This window comes from [Anoxybacillus] calidus, assembly GCF_013760845.1.
GTDB classification, from domain to species: Bacteria; Bacillota; Bacilli; order Bacillales; family Anoxybacillaceae; genus Paranoxybacillus; species Paranoxybacillus calidus.
Map to the genome: position 1 here is coordinate 297241 of NZ_JACDUU010000002.1, position 14114 is coordinate 311354.

The following is a 14114-nucleotide window of genomic DNA, read 5'->3' on the forward strand; positions in this document are numbered from 1 at the left end:
GTCAAGTTACATAGATCAACTGAGCAAATGATTTGGATCATTAGAAATAGACTTTAAAAAACCAAAATTCCCAAGAATATCATCATTGTTAGATCCAATCTGAATAGTTTATATAAATAACAAAAGCGCCAGCAATTTTGGAGGTAAAAGGAAAAAAGAATAGAATAAAATCATTCGACAAACGGGTCGTAACGGATGGACTAGATTAGGCTAACTACCGTTTTTGAAAGTTTGGAGAACATACACAGATATCTTGAAGGAAAAAAAGATTCAACAATATAAAAATTGAAGGCGCGACGGATGTCCGGTGCGCCTTAAGTGTGTAGAGGCTTATTTCGCTTGTTTTAACATTTTTACTGCCTGATTTGGTATCCAAAATTTGTTCGCGCTGTAGATAACAATTCCCTCTAGTTCATATGTTTTATCATTGATGATCATGATGTTTTTATTGACAGGAAATTTTGCGATTGTGCTTCCTTTTTTGACAACGAGGGCAAGATTTTTTTCATCTGTTCGGTCAATATCGACTGTTGCGCCTATTTTTTGGAATTCTTTTTCTGCATCAACAAATAAGCGTTTGTTTAATTCAGTTAAACTAAACCCCATTGCTTTTGCCATGATGCGGGCTAAGTCGCTATTTTCAAATGTGCCAATCGGACGGTTTGGACCATATGAGTATAAAAACACATCTTCTCCTGTATGGCCGCCTGTTGTGAATCCAAGATTTGCACGGGCGGCCAGTAGTTCTGCTAATGTTTTCTTCATATTAGTAGACTCAACTAATTTTTGCTTTTCCTCAGCAGATAAATCGTCCAATCCATATAATCGTGCCACTTCTTCGAGATTAGACTGATCTTCTTTTAATTGACTTACCGCACCTTCTAACGTCATTTTTGCTTTCTTAAGTGGGTCAATATATGCGGAAACTGGGGTTTCAGGATATGATTGATCAGTGTTACGATTTCCGATTGTAATACCGCTGTTGCCGTGGTCGCTTACTGCAATGACAAGTGTATCTCTGTTTTTCTTTGCAAACGCAACAGCTTCTTCTACTGCATCGTCAAATGCTAGCACTTCGCTAATGATTCCGACCGGGTCGTTTGCGTGCGCAGCCCAGTCTGGTTGGCTTCCTTCGACAAATAAGAAGAATCCATCCTTGTCCTTAGAGAGGGTTTGCAGCGCTTTTTTCGTCATTTCCGCTAATGTTGGTTCATTTGGTCTTGTATAAGGACGGTTCATATGTTGAGCAAGAGCATCGTTTGCAAAGACACCCCAGATTTTATCGGATTTTGAACGAAACAATTGTTCACGCGTTTCTACGATATCGTACCCTTTTTCTTCAATCACTTCTAGCATATTTTCTTTGTCTTTTCGATTGTTTTTCCCATCACCTGGAATTAAGGCGTCTTTTCCGCCGCCGAGAACAACATCTATATTTTGATATACTTGTTGTTCGGCAATTTCTTCAAAAAGGTTTCGATGGGTTACATGTGCAGAAAAGCCGGCGGGGGTGGCGTGCTGAATCGCTGATGTAGCGATAATGCCTGTTGATTTTCCCATTAATTTTGCTCCTTCTAGCACGTTTGCAACTGGTTTCATTGCCTCGTCTTTCGGAATAGGTTGAAGGCCAGGGGATGTAACAACGCTTGGGAGTATTCCGATATATTTATCGTTCGATTTAAATCCGGTTGCTAAAGCAGTAGCAGCAGGTGCTGAATCGGTAATGGCTGACTCCGCAGAATACGTTCTTACTGCTCCACTAGCCATTTCGTCTAATGCTAGTGGTTCTCCTTTATACCATCTTGCTAATGTAGTCGCTCCGGCACTTGTTCCATCCATCACCATCATAATGACATTTTTTACTGGTTTCTGCTCTTTCTTCGCTCCTCCACGCTCCACAATAGCAAAATTCAAAAAAACGACCGCAAGTGAACCTACTAATGCTAAACTAAGGATCTTTTGACTAAGATGACGCAAAGCGATTCCCTCCTCTAATGAAATAGTTGTTCTTACATTTATCATAGACGCTATTTGTTAATCAAATTTTTCTAATGGGTTAATGGTTTGTAAAAAGTTTGAAATATAAGAATAAAATCCCTTTATTTAAAATGAATGAACTATAACCTAATATGGAAGAAAAGAATGATAGTCGATTGAGAGATATGTATCCTGTAATTTTGTAGTCCATTTTGACAAGATTACACGTTTTTTCCATCGTTCTCACCTTAAATGTAATTTGATCTATTTTATTACAAACGGGACCATTTATAAAAATAACAGGATGAATCTGGGTGATTTTTATTTTTATGTAATTTTGAATTTTCTTAAAATATCATTTACGTTAACGTAAACGTAAGGTATAATTAAGTAAAAAATGGCCTTGTAACGGGTGAAAAACATGACTTACTATACAATCTCGCAGTTGTCTCAAGAGTTTGACATAAGCACACGAACGATACGGTATTACGAGGAAAGAGGATTCATCACGCCGATTCGAACGGAGACGGGACAGCGGATTTACTCCAAAAAAGATCGCGCTGTATTAAAGCTCATTCTCCGCGGCAAACGATTCGGTTTTTCGTTAGAAGAAATTCAAGAAATGATTCAGTTGTTTGATAAAGATAGAACAGGGAAGAAGCAACTCGAAAAAACAATCGAATATGGGGAACAAAAATTAAAGGAGGTGAATGAAAAAATAGAAGATTTGATGCAGTTAAAACATGATATGGAAGCGATTTTAAAAAATTTTAAACAGCGGCTTAAAGAATGGAAGGAGAAGGAGGAGTAACATGAATATCTCCGAGTTGCTTGCCCGCAACGCCCGAAAGTTTCCGGACAAGGAAGTAATCATAGAAGGAGAAACAGCGCTTACGTATGCCGAGCTTGATGATAGCGTCAATCGCTTAGCTTCGAGTTTAGCGAGACTAGGAATTCAAACGGGAGATAAAGTGATTCTTTATATGCCAAATACACAAGAATTTATCATTTCCTACTTCGCCGTCCTCCGTTTGGGAGCCATCGTTGTGCCGATTAACGCAAGATTGACGGCGGAAGAAGTGAAGTACATCATTCATCATAGTGAAGCAAAAGCGCTTATTGCCTACGATTGTATTTATAAAGCGTTACAATCTCTCGTTGCCGATAACAACATTTTATGGATCAAAACAGGAGATGAACAAGACGGATGGCTGTCATTTGCGCAACTACTAGAAAAAGGAACGTCTAAATCTATTGTCTGCACGTTAGATGAAGATGATGAAGCAGCCATTTTGTACACTTCAGGAACGACAGGACGTCCTAAAGGCGTGTTATTTACGTATCGTAACATTTTAGCGGTGGCTGTGATGATGGCACTTGAAACAAAAATGGATGCAAAAAGTCGAATATTACATATGATGCCGCTCAGCCACTCAGCACCGCTTCATTTGTTTTTTATTGCTGGGATGTATGTAGGGGCTACACACGTCTTATCACCAACGTTTTCTCCAGAAGTACTTCTTGGATTAACCGCCAAGCACCAAATTACTCACTTCTTCGGAGCACCAGTTGCCTACTTATTAACCGCAAAACATCCGCACATTCACCACTACGATCTTACATCAGTGAAGTATTGGGTATACGGTGGAGCACCTCTTTCAACGAACGAAGTGAAATTCATTCAGGAAAAATTTCGTACCAATCGTCTCATGTGCGTATATGGGTTAACGGAAGCTGGACCAAATGGAACATATCTTTCCCCAGAAGAGCATGCGATCAAAGCTGGAAGCATCGGCAGGCAGGCAGCGCTGAATTGTGAAGTGAAAATTGTCGATGACCATGGACGTGAAGTTCCTGTTGGTGAAGTAGGGGAACTCATTTTATCCGGCGAAGGAACGATGAAAGGTTATTACAAAGATGAAGAAAATACAGCAGAAACGGTCAAGGATGGTTGGCTTTATACAGGAGATTTAGCACGCCGTGATGAAGATGGGTATCTATGGATGGTCGATCGAAAAAAAGACATGATTATTTCTGGTGGTGTCAATATTTATCCAAAGGAAGTGGAAGATGCGCTAAGACAACACCCTTCGATTGCCGATGTAGCAGTCGTCGGAGTTCCTCATCCAGAATGGGGAGAAACGGTAAAAGCGTTCGTTGTAATTTCAAAGCCCATCGAAAATCTTAAACAAGAATGTAAACGTTTTCTAGAAGGGAAAATCGCTGATTATAAAATTCCAAGACTTTATGAAGCCATTGCGGAGTTGCCAAGAAACGCTACTGGCAAAATTTTAAAACAAGCATTAAAGAACAGGGGGATCAACAATGAAATCGTTGCGCGAGGCTGATCCGAATTTATTATTTAATTTAAAAAAATATTTGGATGAAGAGCTTTATCAATATGCGGAAGAAAAGTTGGAACAATTTTGGCGGCTTTGTATGACCGAGATCGACAGGAGGGCAGTACATACTGATCGGGAAGGACAGCCGCGTTTAATCAAGTATGACCGCTTTGGTAACGATATTTCTGAAGTTTGGGTGAATGAAGGGTATAAGAAAACGGTTGAGCAAACATACAAGACGGGAATTGTCGGCTATGTCCATAAGGAAATTCCTGAACTTGGACGGAAAGGAAATTATGTGTACTCCTATGCGCAAGGATATCTTTTGTCACAAGTAGAGCCGGGATTTTATTGTCCGGTGACGTTAACGATGGCGACGGCGTATTTGCTTGAGCACTTTGCAGACGAAGAACTGAAGAAAAAATATTTGCCGCATGTGATTTCAACTGGGGAAATAGAATTGTATGAGGGAGCGACATTTTTGACCGAGCGTCAAGGCGGCTCGGATGTTGGTGCTAATGAAGTGCGAGCGGTGCCATGCGGTGATCATTATAAAATTTACGGTGAAAAATATTTTGCAAGTAATGCCGGAATGTGCGGGGTGGCAACTGTACTTGCGCGCATTGAGGGAAGTCAGGCAGGCACGAAAGGTCTTAGTCTATTTCTTGTTCCATGGCGCAACGAGGATGGAACGCTCAATGGGATTCAAATCCGTCGCTTAAAAGATAAATTAGGAGTTAGAGCGGTACCGTCTGCGGAAGTCGTTTTTGAAGGAGCGAAAGCGTATTTGATTGGCGATGCGAAAAAAGGTTTCTACTACATGATGGAAGCATTGAACCTTTCAAGAGTGTGCAATGCTGTTGCTTCGATTGGAATAATGAAACGGGCGTTTGATGAAGCAAAGCAATATGCATACAATAGAACAGCTTTTGGAAATCCGCTTGCATCATATCCTATGGTAAAAGAAACGTTAGCGAACTTAGCGGTAAGGCAAGAAGTGCAAACAAGCGCTTGTTTTGCATTGATTTCCTTTTTTGACCGAGTCATGAACGAGCCGAAAAGTGCTTCCGAGATGGAAAAAGCGTGGAATCGTTTATTAATTGCTTTGTTAAAGATGCGCACGGCAGAAGAAGCGATTTCCTTTGCCCATGAAGCAATTGAAATGCATGGAGGAAATGGATATATTGAGGATTTTGTGACGCCACGGTTGCTTCGCGACGCGCAAGTATTAACCGTTTGGGAAGGAACTGCGAATATTTTAGGCTTAGAAGTATTGCGTCTCATTCGCAAGTTCAATGTTCATGACACATTTATCCAATCCATGAACGATGAACTAAATAAACTTTCTAATCATGTTCGTTCTTTTATCGCTCCTGTAGAAAAAGGACTGAAAGAACTAGCTTCTTTCTTGAAGAAATTAGGCAGACAATCGGAAGAAGTGCAAATCTATCATGCAAAGAGAATGGCTAATAGGATGTGTGATATTTACTTAAGCATTATTGCTTTAAAAGATGCGGAATTAGGAGGCGAAAGGAAAGAAATCATTGCCCGTCTTTTCTTACAGCACATTTGGAATAAAGAGACCATTGACGAAGAAATGTTACCTCTAAAGTACTTTGATTTGTTAATGAATGAAAAAAACAAGCTAAGCGTGTAAGCGGCAAAATTTAATCATATTTCTAAAATCTCGAGGCTGACCCAAAAGCCAAGTGTCAGACCCCATAACTGTAGGTGGCGCTTGAGGTCAGACACTTTTTATGGGTCGGCCCTTAGATTTTTAAATGTAATAAAAAGGATTTTTCTCATGCGTGCTGAATAGTTAAGAAGAAAGTAATTGAAGGAGAGGGAGAAAATGGAGACGGTATCACTTACTTTTTCAAATCAATTGGCGATCTTGGAATTGAATCGTCCGGAATCATTGAATGCGATGAATGAACAAATGTTGACAGAGTTGCTGGCAAAGTTACAGGAAGTTGAAAAAAGCGATGCTCCTATTTTACTTATTACAGGAAAAGGAAGAGGTTTTTCAGCAGGCGGTGATATTAAAACGATGTTAAAGGAAGCAGATCATGAAAAATTTTTAGACATTATGGAAACCATTAAACAATTAATGGTCACATTGTATCGTTTACCAAAATTAGTGGTGGCTGCGATTCATGGACCAGCGGCAGGATTAGGATTTAGTTTCGCTTTGGCAAGCGATTATTTAATCGCCACGAAAGATGCCCGTTTAGCAATGAATTTTATTGGAATTGGCTTAATTCCAGATGGAGGAGGGCATTTCTTTTTAGAAAGGCGATTAGGTGAGGCGAAAGCAAAGCAACTGATTTGGGAAGGAAAACCGATGAATGCGGAAGAAGCATTCCAGCTTGGGTTAGTCGATGAAATCATTGAAGATGCAAGCGAAATTCATGAAAAAATTGCGCAATGGCAAACAAAGCCGCTTCAGGCAATGATTGAAACGAAGAAAATATATACAGAGTTAAATAAAGACCGGTTGCTTCAAGTATTACATCTTGAAACAATCGGACAGCAAAAAATGAGACAAACGGAAGACCATCGTGAAGGGGTTCGCGCCTTTTTAGAAAAACGTCAACCGAATTTTATTGGCAAATAAATGGAGTAGTAAAGTGATATTTGTCAAAAACGATAGATAAGACGGTTAGAATACCTGTTCCGGATGAAGTGAACATCAATCACTCGATGGATGGACTGGAAAGATTAAATATTCGATACAGTCTCTATAAAAAACGTTAAGCGCAAACCCTTTTGTTACGATAAGGATTTGCGCTTTTTTGAGCTATTATTGTTAAACTTCTTTAATAAACAAACTCCCGGTATTTGTAAATCCCTGCTTTTTATAGAATTCTTTTGCCGAATGATGATCACACCAATCATCTCATTCAATTATGTCGATGTGATTGGTTTTTGCGATATGATAAATTTCCTCCATTAGCTTTGAGTCCAATCTTTTCTTTCTGTGAGATTCTGAAATACTGATTGGATGTACATAGACAGATGGATATGCTTTTTTAAACGAATTTTCCGGGTAATATAGCCAAGATATTGTTCGTCATCTTCTAAAAGAAGAAAAAGGTGCTACGGGTGGTTAACAATCTTTTTAAAGAACTCTTTAATCGCCTCAATGTTATATTCCATGAACCTCTCCCACCTACACATTGTTTAGAGGTGGGAGACTTCTCGGTGAACATGTTAAAATACTTCGGATACAGTTTTGTATGTAATTCGTGTACATAGCGATTTAATTTTGCGATGATCTCATAATTGGTAGTTCGACTTATTTTCATACGCTAGCACTCCTTTTCGTCATAGAATCATATGAATCTTGTAAGCATTAGTTACAGCTCTATCCCAAACCTTTTGACAACATTTCCGTCTTCTGTCACATAGTCGGTGTCGCGTATGCCGCCATTATTTAAAATTGTTTTTTCTGAACCTATATTATCCGCGTCACAAACAACAAGAACTTTTTGGATCCTTAACTCTTTCACTTTTTCTAACGATAAAGATAAAAGCTTCGTTGCATATCCTTTTCGTCTCTCTGATGGGCGGATCCCGTAGCCGATATGTCCACCAGAGTGAAATAATTTTTCCGTTAATCGATGCCGGATGTTTACCACCCCGATTATTTTTCTGTCTTCATTCACTAACCAATAAGTAGAACTTGGTACCCAGTGGTTCGGAATGTTTTCATCTTTTTCATTATCTAGGAGAAATTGAATCATTCCTTCAAAATCGGCTGGATCTTTACGAATTACCCACGGAATCATTTCTTCTCCGCTTTCTTTCCATTCCTGATAGAAAGAGAGATATTCATCTTGTAAATTTTTAATCGGTTTTGACAAAAACACACGCTTCTCCATCATTCTCTCCCCCGTAAAATGAATTTCAACCATTTTATTACAATTTTTAAAATGTGAAAATAGGTTTAAAAAAATGATGACAGAGATTGTTTCATTTCTTTTATATGTTTTAAACTTCCATGTTTCTAGGAATTCCTGTTTTCTGTACAAGCATTGTCTAATTTGTAGTATAAATCGGGAATGTGAATGGCTGTTTTGAAAGGATTTATATCTTTTTCCTAGAAAGGATAAGATGTTTTCGTTGTGAAGTTTTGGAAATGTGTTGTATAATGCCTTATTGATACATATAGAGGGGGGACAATGATTGAAAAGTAGAACAACTGTAATGATCAGCATCGTTCTTGCGATGTTAGTGGCATCGATGGATACGACCATCATGAACACGACAATGCCAATTATTACGAAAGAACTAGGTGGCTTTGAACTATATGCTTGGGCATTTGCGGCATACATGATTACAACAACCGTTCTTTCACCGATCGCAGGGAGATTATCTGACATTTTTGGAAGGAAAAGAGTATTTGGATTTGGAATTGTCTTGTTTTTAATTGGCTCGTTGCTTTGTGGAATGTCACAAAATATGTTGCAGTTAGTCATTTTCCGGGCGGTGCAAGGAATCGGAGCCGGATTTATGATGCCGTTTCCAGCCATCATTGCAGGAGACCTTTTTCCAATCGAAAAACGCGGGAAGATTCAAGCATTCTTTACAGCGATGTGGGGACTTTCGGCTCTTCTCGCACCTTTACTTGGGGCCTTTTTTGTAGAGTACATGTCATGGCGCTGGATTTTTTATGTCAATTTACCAATTTGTTTGCTATCATTGCTAACGCTTCTTCCATATCAAGAAGTGTATGAGCCGAAAAAGGCAAGTGTCGACTATATCGGTGCGATTTTGTTTGCTGTTGGTGTAAGTTTTCTTCTGTTAGATACGGTTGTTGAGAAAAATCAGTTGATTTACGCTATTCTAGGAATCTTATTTATTGCTATTTTTTATCTTTTTGAAAAGAAACAGTCTTCACCGCTTGTTCCGCTTTCGATGGTTAGCAATAAAACGATTAAATGGATGAACATTAACGGCTTTTTAGGTTGTGCAGCATTATTTGGCACATCGAGCTACATTCCTTTGTTTTTACAAAATGTCGCTCATCAATCGTTATTTATAAGCGGAGTGGCTCTGCTTGGCATGGCGATTGGTTGGATGTTAGTATCTGTTCCAGCAGGAAAATGGATATTAAAGTATGGTTATCGTTTTTTACTCATCATCGGCAATGTTTTGCTAGTAGCGTCAGGGGCCTTGTTAGTGATATTAAATCAAAGTCATGGTTTTTGGTATGTATTTATAACCATGTTTGTACAAGGACTTGCATTTGGTTTAACATCTACGGTAGGAGTGATAGGTTCACAACAAATGGTTGAACCGTATCAAAAGGGGATTTCTACTTCCTTTTTTATGTTTAGTCGTAACATTGGTACGGCAATAGGAGTAACGATTATGGGGGCGTTTTTAACAAAAGCGCCAGATTTTATGACCGGAATTCATAACCTCTTCTTATTCGGCCTTGTTGGAAGTATCATTGCTTTACTCACATCGTTCCTGATCAAAAATGACGCAACAGAAGAAAAAAGAAATGTAAATGTACAGAATCAAGTGGTGTAAATAAGTGAATTTCTTTTATTAAGAAATACGGAAGGGAGCTAAATATGGATGATGTAAAATCTGAACCATCCTAGTTTTCCTTCTGCATGGCTTTATATGTTTCTCTGTTTTTTCACTCGTGCTTGATATGTCAATAAAAAGAAACGATTCACCTTATTTTAGTGATTGATGAGGATATCATTTTTGATGAACAATCAACTTTTGCGTGAAAAACACATCACAAATGAACATCGAATGGTGAAGGATTCTTAAATTGGTAATAAGGTGAGGGGTTGAACAAAAGAGAAGAGGTTGACCCGTAAGTGTCTGACCTCGTGTTCTTCTTCCGTGTTATGTTGTATATATTTGTGATTGAGGGGGCTGACACTTTGCTTTAAGGTCAACCTCCTTTTTTATGACCTTACATAAACGGATAAGTAGAAGGGAGCATTAGAATTTTCATTTACAATGTAACATTGTTATGTTACGATTAAGCTCGAGGAGGTGCGTTCAAGTGAGTGATGATTTGATATCTAAAAAGGAGTTATTAGAGCTTACAGGTATATCTTACGGTCAATTGTATCGCTGGAAACGGAAAAATTTGATTCCGGAAGAATGGTTTATTCGCAAATCCACTTTTACCGGACAAGAGACGTTTTTTCCAAGAGAAAAAATATTAGCGCGAATCGAGAAAATTAAAGATATGAAAGATGATCTTTCATTAGATCAACTAGCTGATATGTTCTCTCCGAATCCAATGGAAACGACACTAAATAAGGAAGAAGTATTAAAACGAAACATTGTTTCAAAGATAGCGCTTGAATTTTATGTGAGTCATGAAGGAGAACGAGACCTCTTTACATTTGAACACATTCTTCATGCTTACATTCTTGAAAAGCTTCTACAAACAGGGGAAATGAGTTTAGAGGAAGGAACGATTTTACTAGAAGTATTAGGAACACATTATGAAAAATTCCGCGGAAAAAGCTGCGACTTGATATTGTTGCGTAAAATGGGAATTTCTACGTTTATTCTGCTTTCAAATCCAAGCGAAATTTATTTCGATACGGGGGCTAAGGTAGTTGCTCGATTGAATGTAACAAGTTGTATCGAGGAATTAAAAATCAAAATATCGGAGTCGGAGGGATAATTGGTGGAAGAAAATCATCGACGAGACTTAGTCATTGCCGGTACAGGAAGCGCAGCGGGAGGTTCCTATCATCTCGTAAAAGTAAGTGGCAATGGGAATTTAAGTGGCGATTTTAATTGTGTCAATTTAAGAATTCATGGAAAAGCCAATATCGATGGGAACGTAACGGCCCAATCAACTCTAATATCCGGTACCGCGAATATTAACGGTGATTTACGTTCAGAGCAGATGAAAATTCAGGGAACAGCTAAGGTCAATGGTGATATGACATGCAATGATATGAAATTGCACGGCAATACGAAAATAAAAGGTAACCTCGTAGGAGAAGAGATTAAAATTGAGGGAGGGACAACGATTGCCGGAGATTGTGAAGCGGAGGAATTTTTTATTAAGGGCGTTTTTTCTATAGGTGGATTGTTGAATGCGGGTAACATTGAAATTCATTTATATGGAGGATGCCAAGCGAAAGAAATTGGCGGCGAGAAAATTAAAGTGAAAAAGCCAAGTATGGCGTTTCATTTAAAAAAGCTGATTTTAACTTATCTTTTCCAAATCAATGTTGGACTTGTTACTGACAGCATTGAAGGAGACGAAATTTATCTCGAGCACACGAAAGCGAAAGTCGTGAGAGGAAACAATGTTACGATTGGTCCTGGATGTGAAATTGAGTTAGTAGAATATAAAAACAGTTTCGATTGTGACAAAGGATCAAAGGTAAACGAGAATCAAAAGATATGAGCGGTTATCGTTCGAAAGTAGATTGATAAGGAGGACTTAGCAATGAAAAAAGGACGTGCACGCCATTTGGTTATGAATGGATCGGGCATCTCTTCTGGCGGGAACTTCGATAAAGTCCGGATTAGAGGGGATGGAACCGTAAATGGGGAATTACATTGTCTGGAGTTGAAAGTGTTTGGGAGCGCTGACTTAAATGGAAAGGTATCGACCTCATCGTTTGAAATTTTTGGTCAAGGCTATATCGGGGAAGACATTGTAACTGAAAAGATGAAGATTTTCGGGGAGGCAGATATCCGCGGGAATGTATCGGTGAAACAGTTCAAACTCATCGGTTCAACGGAGATTCACGGCAAGCTGGTCGGCGGAGATATTCGTGTGAATGGCGAAACAACGGTTGAGGGTGATTGTGAAGCGGACCTCTTTCGTCTAAAAGGTGTTGTCCATATCGGCGGAATGTTGAACGCAGAAAAAGTTGAAATTCATTTGCACTTTGGAGATAGCCGAATTTCAGAAATCGGCGGTGAGAGCATTCAGGTGAGAAGAGGAAAATTTGGTGTATTCAAGCTTTTGAATTTATTTCAAAACCATGCTGCAGAGCTCTTGGTTGATAATATTGAAGGGGATGAGGTTTATCTTGAGTATACGCGAGCGAAAGTAGTGAGGGGAAATCGGGTTACGATTGGTCCTGGCTGTGACATTGAGCTCGTAGAATACAAAAATGAATTTGTGCAAAATGAAAAGGCGAAGGTAGCAGAAAGTCGAAAATTATAAATCAAGCAAAGGAGTGAGGGTATTGGTGAGAACGATGGAGACGAAATTAGGATTTGTTGTTGCAGGACTTTTGTTAGGAATTTTTATTGCCTCAATGGATAATACGATTGTATCGACAGCCATGGGAACAATTGTCGCGGAACTGGGAGGTCTTGATAAGTTTGTTTGGGTGACATCGGCCTACATGGTCGCTGAAATGGCGGGAATGCCGATTTTCGGTAAACTGTCTGATATGTATGGCCGAAAACGCTTTTTTATTTTTGGGTTAGTGATGTTTCTCGTTGGCTCGATTTTATGCGGAATGGCGCAAAGTATCGAACAGCTAAGCATTTTCCGAGCGATTCAAGGAATTGGCGGCGGAGCGTTAGTGCCGATTGCCTTTACGATTATGTTTGACATCTTTCCTCCAGAAAAACGTGGAAAAATGGGTGGACTTTTCGGGGCAGTCTTTGGTTTATCAAGCATTTTTGGACCGTTGCTTGGCGCGTACATTACGGACTATTTAAACTGGCGCTGGGCGTTTTATATCAACATTCCTTTAGGACTTTTAGCATTCTTTCTTGTCATTGTGTATTACCGTGAATCGGCTAAGCATTCGAAGCAAAAAATTGATTGGTGGGGCGCTTTTACTCTCGTGCCGTCCATCGTTTGTTTAATGTTTGCACTAGAACTTGGCGGTAACAAATATGATTGGAATTCTCATATCATTATTGGATTGTTTTCTGCATTTGCTGTCTTATTCCTAGCGTTTCTATATGTGGAAACGAAAGCAGAGGAGCCAATTGTATCGTATCAAATGTTTAAAAAACGTTTATTTGCGACAAGTAATCTCATCGGGCTGTGTTCCGGTGCCGCTTTTATCGTCGCTGCTGTGTATATCCCGATTTTTATTCAAGGGGTGCTCGGCGGTTCGGCGACCAATTCAGGATTAGTTTTATTACCGATGATGCTTGGAACGACAGTATCTGCCCAATTAGGGGGCTTTTTAGCCAGTAAAATGAGCTATCGTAATGTCATGATTATATTCACAGTGATTTTTGTTGTAGGAATGTACTTATTAAGTACGCTATCGCCGGATACGACTCGCTTGACCGTTACGATGTATATGATTATTGCCGGGCTTGGAATCGGTGCTTCATTCTCGGTGCTCGGAATGGCAGCGATCCACCATTTTGATGAAACGCAGCGGGGAGCAGCTAGTTCTACTAACTCGTTTGTACGTTCACTCGGCATGACGCTTGGAATTACGATCTTTGGAATTATCCAGAGAAATCTTTTTACGAATAAATTAGCGGATGCTTTTCACGGAATGCCACAAGTTCCTCAAGGAGTAACATTTAAAGATCCGCGTGCGATTCTCTCACCGGAAGCGCGTTCGCATATTCCGAAACCGGTACTTGAGCAAATCACAGCAGCGTTGTCCTCTTCGATTGCTCATACTTTTATGTGGGCCTTGGTTCCTGCAGTGTTGGCGCTCGTCTTCGTGTTTCTAATGGGAAATGAACGGTTAACAATCATGAGAAAAGATACACAAATCAGCAACTCGAATTAACTTAAAAAAATTTACTGAAGGGACAAACTCGCTTGTTCTCGTAAAGCACAAAGAGCAGAACTAT

General features: G+C 39.4%; 11 protein-coding genes. 9 read left to right on the forward strand and 2 right to left on the reverse strand.

Going from position 1 to position 14114, the window contains the following annotated elements; genetic code table 11:
- Positions 1 to 330 precede the first annotated feature (330 nt).
- Positions 331 to 1977: an alkaline phosphatase gene (locus HNQ85_RS05755; protein ID WP_181536808.1), complete on the reverse strand. Its 1647-nt coding sequence runs from the start codon at positions 1975 to 1977 to the stop codon at positions 331 to 333.
- A gap of 421 nt (positions 1978 to 2398) precedes the next feature.
- On the opposite strand from HNQ85_RS05755, the gene HNQ85_RS05760 reads away from it, so the two are divergent.
- From HNQ85_RS05760 to HNQ85_RS05775, 4 genes are all read left to right on the forward strand, one after another.
- A complete protein-coding gene (locus HNQ85_RS05760; protein ID WP_181536809.1) occupies positions 2399 to 2788 on the forward strand; it encodes a MerR family transcriptional regulator in 390 nt (129 codons plus the stop codon).
- Between the two features lies 1 nt (position 2789).
- On the forward strand, positions 2790 to 4325 hold the full coding sequence (locus HNQ85_RS05765; RefSeq protein WP_181536810.1) for a class I adenylate-forming enzyme family protein: 1536 nt from the start codon (positions 2790 to 2792) through the stop codon (positions 4323 to 4325).
- Complete coding sequence (locus HNQ85_RS05770; protein ID WP_181536811.1) at positions 4303 to 5976, forward strand: acyl-CoA dehydrogenase family protein; 1674 nt, start codon at positions 4303 to 4305, stop codon at positions 5974 to 5976. The genes HNQ85_RS05765 and HNQ85_RS05770 overlap by 23 nt, the downstream gene beginning before the upstream one ends.
- Positions 5977 to 6171: 195 nt before the next feature.
- Positions 6172 to 6936: an enoyl-CoA hydratase gene (locus HNQ85_RS05775; RefSeq protein ID WP_181536812.1), complete on the forward strand. Its 765-nt coding sequence runs from the start codon at positions 6172 to 6174 to the stop codon at positions 6934 to 6936.
- A gap of 742 nt (positions 6937 to 7678) precedes the next feature.
- On the opposite strand, the gene HNQ85_RS05780 is transcribed toward HNQ85_RS05775, so the two are convergent.
- Positions 7679 to 8203, reverse strand: coding sequence for a GNAT family N-acetyltransferase (locus tag HNQ85_RS05780; RefSeq protein ID WP_181536813.1), 525 nt, complete (start codon positions 8201 to 8203; stop codon positions 7679 to 7681).
- Between the two features lie 304 nt (positions 8204 to 8507).
- On the opposite strand from HNQ85_RS05780, the gene HNQ85_RS05785 reads away from it, so the two are divergent.
- The 5 genes from HNQ85_RS05785 (at position 8508) to HNQ85_RS05805 (ending at position 14050) form a co-directional block, all read left to right on the forward strand.
- On the forward strand, positions 8508 to 9860 hold the full coding sequence (locus HNQ85_RS05785; RefSeq protein ID WP_181536814.1) for an MDR family MFS transporter: 1353 nt from the start codon (positions 8508 to 8510) through the stop codon (positions 9858 to 9860).
- A gap of 493 nt (positions 9861 to 10353) precedes the next feature.
- On the forward strand, positions 10354 to 10989 hold the full coding sequence (locus HNQ85_RS05790) for a DUF4004 family protein (protein WP_181536815.1): 636 nt from the start codon (positions 10354 to 10356) through the stop codon (positions 10987 to 10989).
- Positions 10990 to 10992: 3 nt separating this feature from the next.
- Positions 10993 to 11727: a polymer-forming cytoskeletal protein gene (locus HNQ85_RS05795; protein WP_181536816.1), complete on the forward strand. Its 735-nt coding sequence runs from the start codon at positions 10993 to 10995 to the stop codon at positions 11725 to 11727.
- Positions 11728 to 11769: 42 nt separating this feature from the next.
- On the forward strand, positions 11770 to 12498 hold the full coding sequence (locus HNQ85_RS05800; protein WP_181536817.1) for a polymer-forming cytoskeletal protein: 729 nt from the start codon (positions 11770 to 11772) through the stop codon (positions 12496 to 12498).
- Positions 12499 to 12532: 34 nt separating this feature from the next.
- Entirely contained in the window at positions 12533 to 14050 is a 1518-nt protein-coding gene (locus HNQ85_RS05805) for an MDR family MFS transporter (RefSeq protein ID WP_220129133.1), read from the forward strand.
- Positions 14051 to 14114: the final 64 nt, after the last annotated feature.